This is a genomic window from Streptomyces sp. NPDC001927 (assembly GCF_053594455.1).
In genome coordinates this window covers 253,213-271,152 of record NZ_JBSFEN010000012.1, presented here as the reverse complement: position 1 = coordinate 271,152, position 17,940 = coordinate 253,213, and the positions used below count along the sequence as shown (strand labels likewise).

Sequence of the window (17,940 nt, the reverse complement as noted above, 5' to 3'; positions counted from 1 at the left end):
CCTTGTGCCGGGAGTGCTCAGTCCTTGTGGACGGTGCCGTCCGGGTCCAGGCCCCGGAAGGACAGGATCACGATCAGGAAGCCGCCGCAGACGATCGCCGAGTCCGCGAGGTTGAAGACGGCGAAGTGCGCGGGGGCGATGAAGTCGACGACCGCGCCCTCGAAGACGCCCGGGGAACGGAAGATCCGGTCGGTCAGGTTGCCCAGCGCACCGCCGAGCAGCAGACCGAGCGCGACCGCCCACCACGTGCTGTAGAGCTTGCGCGCGAGCCGGATGATCACGACGATCACCACGGCCGCGATGCAGGTGAAGATGATCGTGAAGGCCTCGCCCATGCCGAAGGCGGCGCCTGGGTTCCGGATCGCCTCGAACCTCAGCAGGTCGCCGATCACCTGGATCGGCTCGTGGCCCTCCAGCCTGGCGACCACGAGCATCTTGCTGCCGAGGTCGAGCAGGTACGCGATGAGCGCGACCACGAGCAGCGCGACGATCTTGCGCTTGCCCTTCGGCCGCTCGGCCGGAGCCTGGGCCTCGGCCGAGGCCTCCTCGCCCGAACCCGAGGCCGCTCCGCCCGTGGTTTCCCCACCCGAGCCGACCACGCCGTCAGCGTCGTCCGAATCCGGCGTACCGATGATGCGCTCCGCCTCTGCCACGTGAGTCCCTCAACCTAGGTGCCTGACTGTGCACGAGGGTACGGCACACCCCTTCGCGCCCGTCAGCCGCGGCGCTCCTGCTTCTGCTTGTCCTCGACGCAGAGCGTGGCCCTCGGGAAGGCCTGCATGCGCGCCTTGCCGATCGGCTTGCCGCAGACCTCGCAGAGGCCGTACGTGCCCGCGTCGAGCCGCTCCAGGGCGTGCTCGGACTGCTCCAGCATCTCGCGGGCGTTCGCGGCCAGGGCGAGCTCGTGCTCGCGCGTGATGTTCTTCGTACCGGTGTCGGCCTGGTCGTCGCCCGCGCCGTCCCCGGAGTCCCGCATGAGGCCGGTCAGCTCCTCCTTGGAGTGCAGCAGCTCGGCCCGCAGCCGGAGGACCTCGCTCTCCAGCTCGGCCCGGGCCTCGGCGACCTCCTCGGGCGTCCAGGGGTCCTCACCGGGCCGTACGGCCAGCTCGCCGGTGCGCGCCTGGGGAACCGCGGCCTCGCTCTCGGCCGTCGTGACGCCACCCGCGGTCTTCTTCGCTGCCACTGTCGCGGCTCCTGTCTGCTGCGCCTGCGCCGCGGAAGCGGCCTTCTTCTTGACTGCGCTCTTCTTCGCGGCGGCCTTCTTGGTCGCCGACGCCTTCTTCGCGGCCGCCTTCTTCGCCGGCGGCGCCTCGGTGGCCGGTGCCTTCGCGGCGTCGGCCTCGGCGGTGGCCTCGGCGGTGGCCTTGGTGACGGCCTTCTCGGCGGCGGGTGCCTTGGCGGCCTTCTTCGCCACCGTCTTCCTGGCCGCGGCCTTCTTGCCCACCGCCTTGTTGTCCACCGCCTCCTCAACCACCGTCTTCTTGGCGACCGACTTCTTGGCGGCCGCCTTCGTCGTCGCCTTCTTCGCGACCGTCGACTTCTTGCCGGTGACGTCCTTGGCCGCCCCGCCGGTTCCGCCCGTGGAACCGTTGGAACCGGCGGTCGAGGTCTTCTTCGCGGCGGTCTTCTTCGCCACCATGTCGCGGCCCCTTCACATTTTGTGATCTTGCTCGCGAATCGTGCTGGGACGATAAATCGGCCCAAGGCCCGCGGCAACGGGGCACGCCGCCGTTCACACCCGTCCCGTGCCGGTGGCAAGGCGAGTCTGCATCCGTTGTGCCCAGCTCCCCGCCCCGTAATCCGCCCCGCGACGACCTGCGAACTCCGGCCACGCCCGTATGCCCATTCGGGTCACGCCGGGCCACCTCCCGTACCCCCCGAAAAGCGGTCTGCCGAGCCGCCCCCGGCCCCGTACACTGGGCAAAGCGAAAGGCTTGGATGGGGACGAGTAGCGTCGTACGCAGCCATGAGCGACCCGGGGACGGTGAGAGCCCGGGGGCCAGCCCGATGTGAACCATCACCCCGGAGCCGCCGGAAGAAAGCCGTCAGGCGACTAGAACCGGCATCGCGACCCCAATGAGGGGGCCGCGGGCGACGCACGCCCGAGGCCAAGGAGGGTGGTACCGCGGGAGCCGCGCAGCACGGCGCTCTCGTCCCTCCGGACGGAAACGAAGCAGTCCGCCGGAGGAAGCTCGCCGATGAAACCGCCGCAGTACCGCCAGGTACCCGCCCAGGTCGACCTGCCCGCCCTCGAGCACGCCGTGCTCGATTTCTGGCGCGAGAGCAAGGTCTTCGCCAAGACCCTGGAGCAGTCCGAGGGCCGCCCCGAGTGGGTCTTCTACGAGGGCCCGCCGACCGCCAACGGCATGCCCGGCGCCCACCACATCGAGGCCCGCGTCTTCAAGGACGTCTTCCCCCGCTTCCGGACCATGCGCGGCTACCACGTGGCCCGCAAGGCCGGCTGGGACTGCCACGGCCTGCCGGTCGAGCTCGCCGTCGAGAAGGAGCTCGGCTTCGCCGGCAAGAAGGACATCGAGGAATACGGCATCGCCGCGTTCAACGACAAGTGCCGCGAGTCCGTGACCCGCCACACCGACGCCTTCGCCGAGCTCACGACCCGCATGGGCTACTGGGTCGACCTGGACGACGCGTACCGGACGATGGACCCCGAGTACATCGAGTCGGTCTGGTGGTCGCTCAAGCAGATCTTCGACAAGGGCCTGCTGGTCCAGGACCACCGCGTCGCCCCCTGGTGCCCGCGCTGCGGCACCGGCCTCTCGGACCACGAGCTGGCCCAGGGCTACGAGACGGTCGTCGACCCCTCCGTCTTCGTCCGCTTCCCGCTGACCTCCGGCCCGCTGGCCGGCCAGGCCGCGCTCCTGGTCTGGACGACGACCCCGTGGACCCTGGTGTCCAACACGGCCGTCGCCGCACACCCCGAGGTCACCTACGTCGTCGCGACCGACGGCGACGAGAAGCTCGTCGTCGCCGCGCCGCTGGTCGAGAAGGCGCTCGGCGAGGGCTGGGTGACCACGGGCGAGTCCTTCACGGGCGCCGAGATGGAGCGCTGGACGTACCAGCGCCCCTTCGAGCTGGTGGAGTTCCCCGCCGAGGCGCACTACGTCGTCAACGCGGAGTACGTGACGACCGAGGACGGTACGGGTCTGGTCCACCAGTCCCCCGCCTTCGGTGAGGACGACCTCAAGGTCTGCCGCTCCTACGGCCTGCCGGTCGTGAACCCGGTCCGCCCCGACGGCACCTTCGAGGAGGACGTGCCGCTGGTCGGCGGCGTCTTCTTCAAGAAGGCCGACGAGCAGCTGACCGCCGACCTGGACGCGCGCGGCCTGCTCTTCCGCCACGTCCCGTACGAGCACAGCTACCCGCACTGCTGGCGCTGCCACACGGCGCTGCTCTACTACGCGCAGCCGTCCTGGTACATCCGTACGACCGCCGTCAAGGACCGCCTTCTCGAGGAGAACGAGAAGACGAACTGGTTCCCCGACTCGGTCAAGAACGGCCGCTTCGGCGACTGGCTGAACAACAACATCGACTGGGCGCTCTCCCGCAGCCGCTACTGGGGCACCCCGCTGCCGCTGTGGCGCTGCGAGGACGGCCACCTCACGTGCGTGGGCTCGCGCGCCGAGCTGTCCGAGCTGACGGGCACGGATCAGGCTGAGCTCGACCCGCACCGCCCGTACATCGACGCGGTCACCTTCCCCTGCCCGAGCTGCTCGAAGACGGCGACGCGCGTGCCGGAGGTCATCGACGCCTGGTACGACTCGGGCTCGATGCCGTTCGCTCAGTGGGGCTACCCGCACAAGAACAAGGAACTCTTCGAGTCCCGCTACCCGGCGCAGTTCATCAGTGAGGCGATCGACCAGACGCGAGGCTGGTTCTACACGCTGATGGCCGTCGGCACGCTGGTCTTCGACAAGTCCTCGTACGAGAACGTGGTCTGCCTGGGCCACATCCTCGCCGAGGACGGCCGCAAGATGTCCAAGCACCTGGGCAACACCCTGGAGCCGATCGCGCTGATGGACCAGCACGGCGCGGACGCGGTGCGCTGGTTCATGGCGGCCGGCGGCTCCCCGTGGGCGGCCCGCCGGGTCGGCCACGGCACGATCCAGGAGGTGGTGCGCAAGACGCTCCTCACCTACTGGAACACGGTGGCCTTCCAGGCGCTGTATGCCCGTACGTCCGGCTGGGCGCCGAGCGCGGCGGACCCGGCGCCCGCGGACCGCCCGGTCCTGGACAAGTGGCTCCTGTCCGAGCTGAACACGCTGGTGACCGAGGTCACCGGGGCGCTGGAGTCGTACGACACCCAGCGTGCGGGCAAGCTGATCTCCTCCTTCGTGGACGACCTGTCGAACTGGTACGTGCGCCGGTCGCGCCGCCGCTTCTGGCAGGGCGACAAGGCGGCGCTGCGCACCCTGCACGACGTGGTGGAGACGGTGACGCGGCTGATGGCCCCGCTCACCCCGTTCATCACCGAGCGGGTCTGGCAGGACCTGGTGGTTCCGGTGACCCCGGAGGCCCCGGAGTCGGTCCACCTGTCCACCTGGCCGGAGCCGGACGCGACGCTGGTCGACCCGACGCTCTCCACGCAGATGACGCTGGTCCGCAGGCTGGTCGAGCTGGGCCGGGCGACGCGGGCGGAGTCGGGCGTGAAGACCCGGCAGCCGCTCTCCCGCGCGCTCGTCGCGGCGACGGGCTTCACGGAGCTGTCCGACGAGCTTCAGGCCCAGATCACGGAGGAGCTGAACGTCACCTCGGTGGCCTCGCTCTCCGAGGTCGGCGGCAGCCTGGTCGACACGACCGCGAAGGCGAACTTCCGCGCGCTGGGCAAGCGCTTCGGCAAGGGCGTCCAGGACGTGGCGAAGGCGGTCGCGGTGGCGGACGCGGCGGCGCTGTCGCTGGCGCTGCGCAGCGGCGAGGCGACGCTCGAGGTCAACGGCGAGACCATCACGGTCGGCCCGGAGGAGATCATCATCACGGAGACTCCCCGGGAGGGCTGGTCGGTCGCGTCGGACGCGGGCGCGACGGTGGCCCTGGACCTGGAGATCACTCCGGAGCTCCGCAAGGCCGGCCTGGCGCGTGACGCGATCCGTCTGATCCAGGAGGCCCGCAAGAACAGCGGCCTGGACGTGGCGGACCGGATCGCCCTGCGCTGGACGTCGGAGTCCCCGGAGACGACGGAGGCCCTGGCGGCCCACGCGACCCTGATCGCGGACGAGGTCCTGGCGACGGACTTCGCCGAGGGCGCCGCCGACGACACCTACGGCACCCCGTTCACCGACGAGGGCCTGACCCTCACCTTCCGCCTCCGCAAGGCGTAAGCGGTACGCGAGGAAGGCCCGGCACCCCCAGAGGGTGCCGGGCCTTCCTCGTTCCCCGGAGGACAGCGCCTCGCGCACGGCAAAAGGGCCGGGCCCCGGTTTCCCGGGGCCCGGCCCTTGCAGCCTGCCGACGGCTACGCGCTCATCGCGCGAACTGCCGCCGTCAGTTGTCGTCCTCGTCGATCAGGAAGCCACGCATCGGCGCGGGCGCCTGCTGCATCGGCTGCGGCGCCTGCGGCCGCACCGGTGCCATCGGCTGGGTCATCGCCGGGGACATCTGCTGCTGGCCACCGTAGGACGGGGCACCGCCCATGGACGGCGCGCCGCCCATGGTGCCGTTGCCGCCGTACGACGGGGCGCTCGCGCCGGCCGAAGCCATCGAGGGCGACGGCGGCAGCGAAGCCGTGGCCGGCGTCCGCGGCGGGGCGAGGGAGTCGTCCGCCTGGGTCTCCAGCTGACGCAGCTGCGACTCCAGGTACGACTTCAGTCGCGTCCGGTACTCACGCTCGAAGCCTCGCAGGTCCTCGACCTTGCGCTCCAGCGTCGCGCGGGCGGACTCCAGCGAGCCCATCGCCACGCGGTGCTTCTCCTGCGCGTCCCGCTCCAGCGCGTCCGCCTTGGCGCGGGCGTCCCGCTCCAGGCCCTCGGCGCGCGAACGCGCCTCGCCGACGATCTTGTTGGCCTCGGAACGGGCCTCCGCGATCGCCTGGTCGGCCGTCTGCTGGGCCAGCGAGAGAACCCGGGCGGCGCTGTCGCCACCGGGACCCTGCTGGGGCTGCTGCATCGGCTGCTGCATCTGCTGCGGGTGCCCCATGGGGCCGCCCATCGGCTGGCCCATCGGGCCGCCCTGCATCTGGCCGGGGCCGGGGCCCATCGGGCCGCCCTGCATCGGACCGGGGCCGTGGCCACCGGGACCGGCGGGGAGCTGCGGGGCACCGGACGGCAGCTGCGGCGGACCCATCTGCGGGGGCTGCTGCTGGACCGGCGGACCGGATATGGCGGCGGGCACCGGGGCGCCGGGACCGACGGGACGATCCTGCTGCTCCGGGGGCTTGCGCATGCCCTGCTGCTGCTGGTTCTGCGCGGCGGCACGCGTCGCGGCGGCCAGCTTGGCGCGCAGGTCCTCGTTCTCGCGGAGCAGGCGGGTCAGTTCGGCTTCGACCTCGTCGAGGAAGGCATCGACCTCGTCCTCGTCATAGCCTTCTCGAAGGCGGACGGTCGTGAACTGCTTGTTCCGCACGTCCTCGGGGGTCAGCGGCATCTCTTCTTCACCTCTACGTAGTCGTCGGCAGTCGGCAAGACCGTATCGTCCACATTCACCTCGCGAAGCCGCTCACGATGGAGATCAGGATGTAGACGATGATCATCAGAACGAAGAAGGACAGGTCGAGTGCCACGCCCCCGAGACGCAGCGGCGGGATGAACCGCCGCAGAAGCTTGAGCGGTGGATCGGTGACAGTGTAGGTGGCCTCCAGAACGACCACCATCGCCTTGCCGGGTTGCCATGAACGCGCGAACTGGAACACGTAGTCCATGACCAACCGGAAGATCAGCACGATGAGGAAGCACATCAGCGCGATATAGACCACCTGCAGTGCGACGCCCATCCCGCGCTTCCCTCTCCCCTGACTCTCGTGCTCTCGCTTGTCCGGCCTTCCGGCCGGCCGTTCCGGTCTTCGTTGTCTCAGCTCTGGTTGAAGAATCCGCCCTCTGCGATCCGGGCCTTGTCCTCCGCCGTGACATCGACGTTAGCAGGCGACAACAGGAACACCTTCTGCGTCACGCGCTCAATGCTGCCATGGAGCCCGAAGACGAGTCCGGCGGCAAAGTCGACAAGTCGCTTCGCGTCGGTGTCGTCCATCTCCGTGAGGTTCATGATCACCGGAGTGCCCTCACGGAAGTGTTCCCCGATGGTACGGGCTTCGTTGTAGGTCCGGGGGTGCAGTGTGGTGATGCGGTACGGCTCCCGCTCGGACACGACCTTGGGCATGATCACCGGCGCGTTCTTCTCCAGGCTCGGACGTTCGGGTGTGATGGACGCCACGGGGGCGATTCGTGCCGGACGTCCGCTTTCAGCGGAAAGCGGGGCGGCGTGCGCGACCGGCTCGCGGGGCGCGGGCTGCTGCACCACGCGCACCGGTTCCTCCCGCTCCACCTGACGCGGGGGCTGATGGCGCCGCTCACGCTCGGGTTCCGGTTCCAGCTCGGGTTCGAAGTCGTCGTCGGGGTCAAAACCCCGGCCGTCGTACCCATCGTCCTCCACGAGGCCGAGGTAGACCGCCATCTTGCGCATCGCGCCGGCCATTCTCTGAGTCCTCCGCTCTGTGGTGGATCGGCCTCGTCGCCAAGTGCCCGTGATCCACGCGGTCCGCCCCCGCCGACCGGCGGGAATGACCATATTTTCTGCTGTGGTCCGACTTGCTTCGCGACGTTACCCGAGCCTGGGGCGGACACCCAGTACCGCCGTACCGATGCGCACATGTGTCGCTCCGGCTGCCACGGCGTCCTCGAGGTCCGCACTCATTCCCGCGGACACCATGTTCGCAGCCGGGCGGTTCGCGCGCAGGAGAGTCGACAAATCCATCAGGCGGTCGAACGCCGCACGTTGGCGCCCCGCGTAGGGCCCCGCGAGCGGCGCGACGGTCATCAGTCCGTCCAGCCGGAGCCCGGGTGCCGCGTCCACGGCGGCGGCCAACTCCTCGATGCCGTCCGGCCCGACGCCACCGCGCTCGCCACGCTCGCCCGACTCGGCGTCGAGCGCGACCTGGACGAGACATCCCAGCTCGCGACCGGTCTTCTCGGCCGCGGCCGAGAGGGAGCCGACGAGCTTCAAGCGGTCGACAGACTGCACGACATCCGCATAACTCGTCACAGAACGGACCTTGTTGGTCTGCAACTGGCCGACGAAGTGCCAGCGGAGGTCCAGATCCGCGCAGGCCGCCGCCTTGGGGGCGGCGTCCTGGTCGCGGTTCTCCGCCACGTCCCGCACCCCGAGTTCGTGCAAGATCCGCACATCGCTCGCGGGGTAGGTCTTCGTGACCACGATCAGGGTCACTTCGGATCGCTCGCGCCCGGCGGCGGCGCAGGCCGCGGAGATTCGTTCCTCCACCCGCGCCAGATTCTCGGCGAGTTCCGTCTTACGATCCGTCATTTCCGTTCCAACCAGACATATCCCGCGAGTCGCCCTGTGGTGCGATCGCGGCGGTACGAGAAGTGGTCGCCCGACTCGAGCGTGCAGACTTCACTGGCCCGCCGGTCCTCGATCCCGAGCCGCTCCAACTGCGCGTGGACCCCGGCGGTGACGTCGACGGCGGGGGTCCCCCAGCTCGTCTCGGCGAAGGCGGCCGGTTCGACCGCGGCCACATCGGCCCGCATCGCCTCCGGGACCTCGTAGCAGCGCCCGCAGACGGCGGGGCCGGTACGGGCGGTGATCCGGGCCGGATCGGCGCCCAGTTCGATCATGGCCCGCACCGCGGCCGGTACGACCCCGGCGACCATCCCGGGCCGCCCCGCGTGGGCCGCGGCGACGACCCCGGCCACGGGGTCGGCGAGGAGCACCGGGGTGCAGTCGGCGGTCAGGACGGCGAGGGCCAGTCCGCGCCGGGCGGTGACGATCGCGTCGACCTCCGGAACCGGCCGGTCGCCCCAGGGCCCGTCGACCACCGCGACATCGGGGCCGTGCACCTGGTTCATCCAGACGACCTGCCCGGGGTCGAGCCCGAGCTCCCCCGCCGCTCGCGCCCGGTTGGCCCGGACGGCCTCGGGGTCGTCCCCCACCGCGCCGCCGAGGTTGAGCTCCTCGTACGGAACGGCGCTCACCCCGCCCCACCTGTCGGTGAAGGCGAAGTGCGCGCCGCTCACGGGTTCGAGCCGGTCTATCACTTCAAGAAGTCCGGGACATCCAGCTCTTCGGCCTGGGTGTCCGGGTACGGGCGGGCCGTCGGGACCACCGGCGGGGTGACCGGCGGCAGCGTGCTCTCGGCCGAGGCGACCGGGGCCGGCTCGGCAGGGGCGGACGGCTCGTCGCGCGGGGCGACGGTGCCGAGGCCGCCGAGCGGGCGCTCGGTGGCGCGGGGCGCCGGGGCCGGCTCCTCGCGCTTGGCCGAGGCCGAGCTGAGGATGTTGTCCCGGCGGGCCGGCGGCTGGCCGCCGTCGAACCCGGCCGCGATGACCGTGACCCGTACCTCGTCGCCCAGGGCGTCGTCGATGACGGCGCCGAAGATGATGTTGGCCTCGGGGTGGGCCGCCTCGCTGACCAGCTGCGCGGCCTCGTTGATCTCGAAGAGACCGAGGTCCGAGCCGCCGGAGATGGAGAGCAGGACGCCGCGGGCGCCGTCGATGGAGGCCTCGAGGAGCGGCGAGGAGATCGCCATCTCGGCCGCCGCCACCGCGCGGTCGTCGCCGCGGGCGGAGCCGATCCCCATGAGGGCCGAACCGGCCTCGGACATGACCGACTTGACGTCGGCGAAGTCGAGGTTGATCAGACCGGGGGTGGTGATGAGATCGGTGATGCCCTGCACACCGCTCAGCAGCACCTGGTCGGCCGACTTGAAGGCGTCGAGCACGGAGACCTGACGGTCCGAGATCGAGAGCAGCCGGTCGTTCGGGATGACGATGAGGGTGTCGACCTCTTCGCGGAGCTCGGCGATGCCGTCCTCCGCCTGGTTGGCCCGACGGCGTCCCTCGAAGGTGAACGGCCGGGTGACCACACCGATCGTCAGGGCGCCGAGCGAGCGCGCGATGTTGGCCACGACGGGTGCGCCGCCGGTGCCGGTGCCGCCACCTTCGCCGGCGGTGACGAAGACCATGTCGGCCCCCTTGAGGACCTCCTCGATCTCCTCACGGTGGTCCTCTGCCGCCTTGCGACCGACTGCCGGGTTGGCCCCGGCCCCGAGGCCGCGGGTGAGTTCACGGCCGACGTCGAGCTTGACGTCGGCGTCGCTCATCAACAGCGCTTGCGCGTCGGTGTTGATCGCGATGAACTCGACGCCCTTGAGACCGACCTCGATCATTCGGTTGATGGCATTGACACCACCGCCGCCGACACCGATGACCTTGATGACTGCGAGGTAGTTCTGCGGTGCTGCCACGTCGAAGGCCTCTCGCCTCGAGTTACGTGTCGCCGCTTCGCGGTAGTCGCGCTGCGACGACGGATGCCGATTGGGACGGTCCGAAACGCCGACCCAAACCCTAACGTTGAAGTTTAGGGTTACCAGTGTCTCTGTTCGCTGGACTCTTCCGAACAGGACACTAAGTCGACAAGTGGCGCACGTTCAACGAACACGCCGAACCTCCCGTTTTTCTTTTCACCCTATGTGATCACCCATGTCGCTGGCCAACCAGGGCACTGGCCAGCGGGTATGCGCGTCAACTCCCCGACGCGGCGGGGGCCGTGGGGGCGCTTACATCGAAGTGCCCCGCTTTGGGCACCGCCTTCATCAGAGCGGTCAGGACCCGCGCCTTGACGGCACCGTCCTCGCCGCTGCCCCAGAAGACCGTGCGGCCGCCGCTGAGCTCCAGAGTGATGGAGTCGTACGAGGTGACGCTGACGACACGAGTGTCCCGGGCGATTTTCTCGGGGAGTTCGCCCGTCACGCCCACGGCCTCGCGCAGCAGCCGGTCCTCGTCGAAGCGGCGCAGGCTCGGCGCGGAGCCGGCTTTCAGGACGAGCTTCGGCACGCCGGCAGGGGCCTTGTCCACGGTCGCGAATCGCGTTCCGGCGGAGTCCACTTCAATGAACTTTCCGCCCTTTTCCACCACGAGAACGGGCTGCCGTTCCGTCACTTTCAGACCGATTCCATGCGGCCAGGACCGAAAGACCTCGACCGTGTCGATTCGGGGCAGTTTCCGCAGCAGTCGCGCCTCGATGGCGTCCATGTCGACCGAGACGAGCGGGGACCCGATCGGTACGGCGGCGACCTCCTCCACCTCACGAGGCGTCAGAACCCGTGTGCCGGAGGTCGACACCCGCTCCACCCGCAGCCAGCTGGAGCCGTAGAGCGCCCAGATTCCACCGGCCACGATCAGGACGAGGCCGAGCACGATCAGCAGCAGGCGCGTCCCAGGCGCCCGGAATCCCTGATTCCGGGCGCCTGGACGGGAGGAGTCCGGTTCCGACGACCCCTTCGGCTCGCGTGTGCCACGCTTCTCCGCTGTCGTCGGTCCCGACACGTGCCCTGCCTCCTGTGCTGTGCGGGCGCGGCCCGCCGCCTACGAGCGCCGCGCGGCGATCGCCTCGTACACCATGCCGACGAGCAGGTCGTCGGCGTCCCGGCGGCCGAACTCGGCGGCGGCGCGGGACATCTCGTACAAGCGGTGCGGATCGGCCAGTACGGGCAGGACGTTGCCCTGCACCCACTGCGGCGACAGCTCCGCGTCGTCGACGAGCAGTCCGCCGCCCGCCTTGACCACCGGCTGGGCGTTGAGCCGCTGTTCGCCGTTGCCGATCGGCAGCGGGACGTACGCGGCGGGCAGCCCGACGGCCGAGAGCTCGGCGACGGTCATCGCGCCCGCGCGGCAGAGCATCATGTCCGCCGCCGCGTACGCGAGGTCCATCCGGTCCACGTACGGTACCGGGACGTACGGCGGCATCCCCGGCATGTTGTCGACACGCGGCACCTCGTTCTTCGGGCCGACCGCGTGCAGGATCTGGATGCCCGAGCGCTGGAGCACCGGGGCGATCTGCTGGATGACCTCGTTGAGGCGCCGGGCGCCCTGCGAGCCGCCCGAGACGAGCAGGGTCGGCAGGTTCGGGTCGAGGCCGAAGGCGGCGCGCGCCTCGGGCCGGACCCGGGCCCGGTCGAGGGTGGCGATCGTGTGCCGCAGCGGGATGCCGATGTAACGGGCGTTGCGGAGCTTGGAGTCCGGGGTGGCGACGCCAACCCCGGCCGCGTACCGCGAGCCGATCTTGTTGGCCAGGCCCGGCCGGGCGTTGGCCTCGTGGACCACGATCGGCACCCCGAGGCGCTTGGCCGCCAGGTAGCCGGGCAGCGCCACGTAGCCGCCGAAGCCGACCACGCAGTCCGCCTTGGTGCGCTCCAGGATCTGCTCGGCCGCCTTGATGGTGCCGCGCAGCCGTCCGGGGACGGTGATCAGCTCAGGGGTGGGCTTGCGCGGCAGCGGCACGGCGGGGATGAGCGCCAGCTCGTAGCCCCGCTCGGGCACGAGCCGGGTCTCCAGACCCTTCTCCGTCCCGAGCGCCGTGATCCCCACGCTCGGGTCCTGCCTGCGCAGGGCGTCCGCGAGGGCGAGCGCGGGCTCGATGTGGCCGGCGGTCCCCCCACCGGCGAGTACGACATGCACCGAAATTCACCGCTCTCCGGACGGACGCTTCTTGACGCGCCGTCGCATCGACTTCCCAATCATCCCGGTCCGCTTGCCCCAACCGGGGCGCCGCATGGCCAGGGCCGCTTTCGCGGCGGGATCCTGTCGCGCGAAGGCGATGAGGAGCCCGACGGCGAACATGGTCGGCAGCAGGGCCGACCCTCCGTAGGAGAACAGCGGGAGCGGGACACCGGCGATCGGCAGCAGACCGAGCACCGCACCGATGTTGATCACGGCCTGCGCCGTGATCCAGGTGGTCACACCTCCCGCGGCGTACCTCACGAAGGGGTCCTCCGTGCGTCCGGCCACGCGGATACCCGCATAGCCTAGAGCCGCGAACAGGGCGAGTACCGACAGCGTCCCCGCCAGCCCCAGTTCCTCCCCGGTGACGGCGAAGATGAAGTCGGTGTGCGCTTCGGGTAGTTGGCCCCATTTTTCCACACTGGCGCCCAGTCCGGAACCGAACCATCCGCCCGAGGCCAGAGCATAGATGCCGTGGGCCGCCTGGAGGCAGGGCGCACCCTCTCCCCCGGGGTCGGTGGCGCCGATGCACGCGAAGCGCTTCAGCCGGTTGTCGCTGGTCCTGATCAGCAGGAAGCCGATCGTCCCGGCGACCGCGAGCACGCCGACGAAGAGCCGGGTGGGCGCGCCGGCGGTCCACAGCAGACCGAAGAGGATCGCGGCGAGCACGATCGCCGTGCCCATGTCCCCGCCGAGCATGATGAGGCCGAGGAGCAGGAACGTTCCGGGCACCAGCGGGACCAGCATGTGCTTCCACTGGGTGAGCAGTTTCATGTCCTGCTTGCGGGCCAGCAGGTCCGCGCCCCACAGGATGAGCGCCAGCTTGCCGAACTCACTGGGCTGGAGCATGAACGGTCCGCCCAGCGAGATCCAGTTCTGGTTGCCGCCGACGGCCTTCCCTATCCCGGGAATCTGCACGAGCACCATGAGGAAGACCGCGCCGACGAGGATCGGGTACGCGAGCGCCCGGTGCAGCTTCACCGGCATCCGGGAGGCGACCAGGAGCAGCGCGGCGCCGAGGACCGCGGCGAAGAACTGCTTGCGGAAGAAGTACGAGGGCACCAGGTCGTAGCGGAGCGCCGTGATCATCGAGGCGCTGTAGACCATCACCAGGCCGAGCGTGGTGACGAGCAGCGCGGCGCCGAGGATGACGTAGTACGCGGTCAGCGGCCGGTCCCAGGCCCGCCGTGCCTGCTCGTACATCCGCCGTACGCCGGCGGCGCGGGGTGGGCGGGACGGCGCGGGCGCGCGGCCTCCGCCGCGGTCGGCGGAGGGCCTGCGGGTCCCGGCGGTTCTGCTCGGCATGGTCGCTGTCCCCTCCAGTCGGGCCCGGCGTCGCCGGACCTCCTTGCCCGCAGGTCAGCGCCCGGTCGCGGCGAGGGCGCGGACGGCGTCCGCGAAGGCCTCGCCCCGCTTGTTGTAGTTGGTGAACATGTCCATCGAGGCGCAGGCCGGGGCCAGCAGGACGGTGTCGCCCGGCTGCGCGAGTCGCGCCGCCTCCCGGACCGCCTCGGACATCGCCCCAGTGTCGGTCCGGTCGAGGTCCACGACCGGCACCTCGGGGGCGTGTCGCGCCAGGGCTTCGCGGATCAGCGCGCGGTCGGCGCCGATCAGGACGACCCCGCGCAGCCGCTGCGCCGACTTGGCCACGATCTCGTCGAAGGTCGCACCCTTGGCGAGGCCGCCGGCGATCCAGACGATCGGGTCGTAGGCCGCCAACGAGGCTTCCGCGGCGTGGGTGTTGGTGGCCTTGGAGTCGTCGACGTAGGCCACGCCCTGGATCTCCTCGACCAGCTCGATGCGGTGCGGGTCGGGCCGGAAGGCCCGCAGTCCGTCCCGTACGGCCTTCGGCTCGACGCCGAAGGCGCGGGCGAGGGCGGCCGCGGCGAGCGCGTTGGCGATGTTGTGCGGGGCGGGCGGCTGGACGTCCGCGACGTCGGCGAGCTCCTGGGCCTGCTTCTGCCGGTTCTCGACGAAGGCCCGGTCGACGAGGATGTCCTCGACGACGCCGAGCTGGGACGGACCGGGCGTACCGAGGGTGAAGCCGATCGCGCGGCAGCCCTCCTCGACGTCGGCCTCGCGGACCAGGTCCTCGGTGGCCTTGTCGGCGACGTTGTAGACGCAGGCGACGGTGTTGCCCTCGTAGATCCGGCCCTTGTCGGCGGCGTACGCCTCCATGGAGCCGTGCCAGTCGAGGTGGTCGGGCGCCAGGTTGAGCACGACGGCCGAGTGGGCGCGCAGGGAGGGCGCCCAGTGGAGCTGGTAGCTGGAGAGTTCGACGGCGAGGACGTCGTACGTCTCCTCGCCGAGGACGGCGTCGAGGAGCGAGACGCCGATGTTCCCGACGGCGGCGGTACGCAGCCCGGCGGCCTCCAGGATCGAGGCGAGCATCCGGACGGTCGTGGTCTTGCCGTTGGTGCCGGTGACGGCGAGCCAAGGAGCGGCATCGGGGCCCCGGAGTCGCCACGCGAGCTCGACGTCGCCCCAGACCTCCACGCCCGCCTCGGCGGCGGCCGCGAAGAGCGGCTTGTCGGGCCGCCAGCCGGGGGTCGTGACGATCAGCTCGGTGCCTTCCGGCAGGGTGTCGCCATCGCCGAGGCGGACGGTGATCCCCTCGGCCCGCAGCTCCTCCGCCTGCGCCCGGGAGCGCTCGTCGTCGCCGTCGTTGACGACGGTCACGACGGCGCCGAGGCCGTGCAGGACGCGGGCGGCCGGGATCCCGGAGACCCCGAGACCCGCGACGGTGACCCTCTTGCCGTTCCAGCTCACTTTTCGGATGCCCATCCCGCGTAGAAGAGGCCCAGGCCCACGATCACGCACATGCCCTGGATGATCCAGAACCGGACGACGACCAGCACTTCCGACCACCCCTTGAGTTCGAAGTGGTGCTGGAGCGGGGCCATCCGGAAGACGCGCTTGCCGGTCATCTTGAACGAGCCGACCTGGATGACCACCGACATGGTGATCAGCACGAACAGGCCGCCGAGCAGGGCGAGCAGCAGCTCGGTACGGGAGCAGATGGCGAGACCGGCCAGCGCGCCGCCGAGGGCCAGCGAGCCGGTGTCACCCATGAAGATCTTGGCCGGCGAGGTGTTCCACCACAGGAAGCCGAAGCAGGCACCCATGAGGGCGGAGGCGACGACCGCGAGGTCGAGCGGGTCGCGGACCTCGAAGCAGGCGTTGGGGTTGGTCAGGGTGACCGCGTTGGCGCAGGACTCCTGGAACTGCCACAGGCCGATGAACGTGTACGCGCCGAAGACCATCACCGACGCGCCGGTGGCCAGGCCGTCCAGACCGTCCGTCAGGTTCACGCCGTTGGACATGGCGAGAATCATGAAGAGCGCCCAGACCACGAACAGGACCGGCCCGATGGCCCAGCCGAAGTCCGTGATGAAGGAGAGCTTCGTGGAGGCGGGCGTGAGCCCGCGCAGGTCCGCGAACTGCAGCGAGAGCACGGCGAAGGCGATGCCGACGATCAGCTGGCCGGCCATCTTCGCCTTGGCCCGCAGACCGAGCGACCGCTGCTTGACGATCTTGATGTAGTCGTCGAGGAAGCCGACGAGACCCATGCCGGCCATCAGGAAGAGGACGAGGACGCCCGAGTACGTCGGGTCCTCACCGGTGATGACCTTGGCGAGGGCGTACGCGATGAGCGTGGCCAGGATGAAGGAGATGCCGCCCATGGTGGGCGTGCCCTTCTTCCCGGCGTGGCCGCGCGGGCCGTCGTCGCGGATGAACTGCCCGTACCCCTTGCGGGCAAGGAGCTTGATGAGCAGCGGAGTGCCGATCAGGGTCAGGAAGAGCCCGATGGCGCCCGCGAAGAGGATCTGCCTCATCGGCCCGTGACCTCGCTCTCGGAGTCGAGGAGAGCCAGGGCGACCTGCTCCAGACCGACCGACCTGGACGCCTTCACAAGGACGACATCCCCCGGGCGCAGCTCACTGCGCAACAGGTCGACCGCCGCCTGCGCGTCGGACACGTGCACCGACTCCTCACCCCACGAACCCTCGTTATATGCGCCCAGTTGCAACCAGGACGCTTCCCTGTCCCCGACCGCGACGAGCTTGCTGACGTTGAGCCGGACGGCCAGCCGTCCGACCGCGTCGTGCTCGGCGAGCGATGCGTCCCCGAGCTCGGCCATCTTGCCGAGCACCGCCCACGTACGGCCCCCCTGGGCCTGTGCGGCCCGGCCCATGGCCGCGAGCGCGCGCAGAGCGGCTCGCATGGACTCGGGGTTCGCGTTGTAGGCGTCGTTGACGATCGTCACGCCGTCCGGACGCTCGGTGACCTCCATGCGCCAGCGCGACAGGGTGCCCGCCTCGGAGAGCGCGGTGGCGATCTCCTCCACGGGCATGCCCAGCTCATGGGCGACGGCGGCCGCGGCGAGCGCGTTCGACACGTGGTGCTCACCGTACAGGCGCAAGGTCACGTCACTGCACCCGGTGGGTGTGTGAAGCCGGAATGAGGGCTGTCCGGCAGCGGTGAGGTGCACGTTCTCGGCACGTACGACCGCTTCGTCCGACTCTCCGAACAGCGTCACGCGCGCGTGGGTCCGTGCGGCCATGGCGCGGACGAGGGGGTCGTCGGCGTTGAGGACCGCCACTCCGCCCTTGTCGGCGGGCGGCAGGGCCTCGACGAGTTCGCCCTTCGCCTGGGCGATCTGCTCGCGGCCGCCGAACTCGCCGATGTGGGCGGTGCCCACGTTCAGGACGAGTCCGATCCGCGGCGGGGTCAGTCCGGTGAGGTAGCGGATGTGACCGATGCCGCGGGCGCCCATCTCGAGGACGAGGTGCTGGGTGTCGTCGCTCGCGCGCAGCGCCGTCAGCGGCAGCCCGATCTCGTTGTTGAGCGAGCCGGGCGTCCAGACGGTGGGCGCGTGGCGCTCCAGGACCTGGGCGATCAGGTCCTTGGTGGAGGTCTTGCCGGCCGAGCCGGTCAGCGCGACGACATCGGTGCCGAGGCGTTCGACGACGGCGCGGGCGAGCGCGCCGAGCGCCGCCTGGACGTCGTCCACGACGATCGCGGGCACACCGACGGGGCGGGCGGCCAGCACGGCTGCCGCGCCCGCCTCGACGGCGCGGGCCGCGTAGTCGTGGCCGTCGACCTGTTCGCCGGCGAAGGCGGCGAACAGGCTGCCGGGCTTCACCTCACGGGAGTCGATGACGACGGGACCGGTGATCCGGACGGCCGGATCCGGTATGTCGTACGACTGCCCGCCGACGATTTCGGCGATCTCGGCGAGAGAGAGGGCGATCACAAC

The 17,940-nt window shown here is 70.4% G+C and carries 15 protein-coding genes; 1 reads left to right on the top strand and 14 read right to left on the bottom strand.

Features of this window, described 5'->3' with window-relative positions; genetic code table 11:
- Positions 1 to 17: 17 nt before the first annotated feature.
- Positions 18 to 653 carry a signal peptidase II gene (gene lspA, locus ACWCO8_RS30755; RefSeq protein WP_451034994.1) on the bottom strand — a complete coding sequence of 212 codons (636 nt, stop codon included), beginning with the start codon at positions 651 to 653 and terminating at the stop codon, positions 18 to 20.
- Between the two features lie 62 nt (positions 654 to 715).
- A complete protein-coding gene (locus ACWCO8_RS30750) occupies positions 716 to 1,639 on the bottom strand; it encodes a TraR/DksA family transcriptional regulator (RefSeq protein WP_451034993.1) in 924 nt (307 codons plus the stop codon).
- A gap of 559 nt (positions 1,640 to 2,198) precedes the next feature.
- Between ACWCO8_RS30750 and ileS the strand changes: the two genes are divergently transcribed.
- Positions 2,199 to 5,336 (top strand): isoleucine--tRNA ligase, encoded by a 3,138-nt coding sequence (gene ileS, locus ACWCO8_RS30745; protein WP_451034992.1) that lies wholly within the window; start codon positions 2,199 to 2,201, stop codon positions 5,334 to 5,336.
- Between the two features lie 163 nt (positions 5,337 to 5,499).
- Here ileS and ACWCO8_RS30740 read toward each other — a convergent pair whose 3' ends face one another.
- The 12 genes from ACWCO8_RS30740 to ACWCO8_RS30685 all read right to left on the bottom strand — a co-directional run bounded on the left by ACWCO8_RS30740 (position 5,500) and on the right by ACWCO8_RS30685 (position 17,937).
- Positions 5,500 to 6,597, bottom strand: a complete 1,098-nt coding sequence (locus tag ACWCO8_RS30740) for a DivIVA domain-containing protein (protein WP_451034991.1) — start codon at positions 6,595 to 6,597, stop codon at positions 5,500 to 5,502.
- 55 nt (positions 6,598 to 6,652) lie between these two features.
- A complete protein-coding gene (locus ACWCO8_RS30735) occupies positions 6,653 to 6,943 on the bottom strand; it encodes a YggT family protein (RefSeq protein ID WP_352190508.1) in 291 nt (96 codons plus the stop codon).
- Between the two features lie 77 nt (positions 6,944 to 7,020).
- A complete protein-coding gene (locus ACWCO8_RS30730; protein WP_362015899.1) occupies positions 7,021 to 7,641 on the bottom strand; it encodes a cell division protein SepF in 621 nt (206 codons plus the stop codon).
- Positions 7,642 to 7,767: 126 nt separating this feature from the next.
- The gene (locus tag ACWCO8_RS30725) at positions 7,768 to 8,487 is read right to left on the bottom strand and encodes a YggS family pyridoxal phosphate-dependent enzyme (protein ID WP_362015896.1); all 720 of its coding nucleotides are present in this window, start codon (positions 8,485 to 8,487) and stop codon (positions 7,768 to 7,770) included.
- Positions 8,484 to 9,218, bottom strand: coding sequence for a peptidoglycan editing factor PgeF (pgeF, locus tag ACWCO8_RS30720; protein ID WP_451034990.1), 735 nt, complete (start codon positions 9,216 to 9,218; stop codon positions 8,484 to 8,486). Before pgeF ends, ACWCO8_RS30725 begins: the two co-directional genes overlap by 4 nt.
- Positions 9,215 to 10,426 carry a cell division protein FtsZ gene (gene ftsZ, locus ACWCO8_RS30715; protein WP_362015890.1) on the bottom strand — a complete coding sequence of 404 codons (1,212 nt, stop codon included), beginning with the start codon at positions 10,424 to 10,426 and terminating at the stop codon, positions 9,215 to 9,217. Before ftsZ ends, pgeF begins: the two co-directional genes overlap by 4 nt.
- 277 nt (positions 10,427 to 10,703) lie before the next feature.
- Positions 10,704 to 11,507, bottom strand: coding sequence for a cell division protein FtsQ/DivIB (locus ACWCO8_RS30710; protein ID WP_451034989.1), 804 nt, complete (start codon positions 11,505 to 11,507; stop codon positions 10,704 to 10,706).
- Between the two features lie 39 nt (positions 11,508 to 11,546).
- Positions 11,547 to 12,638, bottom strand: a complete 1,092-nt coding sequence (gene murG, locus ACWCO8_RS30705) for an undecaprenyldiphospho-muramoylpentapeptide beta-N-acetylglucosaminyltransferase (protein ID WP_384510875.1) — start codon at positions 12,636 to 12,638, stop codon at positions 11,547 to 11,549.
- Positions 12,639 to 12,644: 6 nt separating this feature from the next.
- On the bottom strand, positions 12,645 to 13,985 hold the full coding sequence (gene ftsW / locus ACWCO8_RS30700; protein WP_451034988.1) for a putative lipid II flippase FtsW: 1,341 nt from the start codon (positions 13,983 to 13,985) through the stop codon (positions 12,645 to 12,647).
- Between the two features lie 54 nt (positions 13,986 to 14,039).
- Positions 14,040 to 15,464, bottom strand: a complete 1,425-nt coding sequence (murD, locus tag ACWCO8_RS30695; protein WP_451034987.1) for a UDP-N-acetylmuramoyl-L-alanine--D-glutamate ligase — start codon at positions 15,462 to 15,464, stop codon at positions 14,040 to 14,042.
- Positions 15,446 to 16,516, bottom strand: a complete 1,071-nt coding sequence (gene mraY, locus ACWCO8_RS30690) for a phospho-N-acetylmuramoyl-pentapeptide-transferase (RefSeq protein WP_189802264.1) — start codon at positions 16,514 to 16,516, stop codon at positions 15,446 to 15,448. Before mraY ends, murD begins: the two co-directional genes overlap by 19 nt.
- On the bottom strand, positions 16,513 to 17,937 hold the full coding sequence (locus ACWCO8_RS30685) for a UDP-N-acetylmuramoyl-tripeptide--D-alanyl-D-alanine ligase (RefSeq protein ID WP_362015875.1): 1,425 nt from the start codon (positions 17,935 to 17,937) through the stop codon (positions 16,513 to 16,515). The genes mraY and ACWCO8_RS30685 overlap by 4 nt, the downstream gene beginning before the upstream one ends.
- Positions 17,938 to 17,940: the final 3 nt, after the last annotated feature.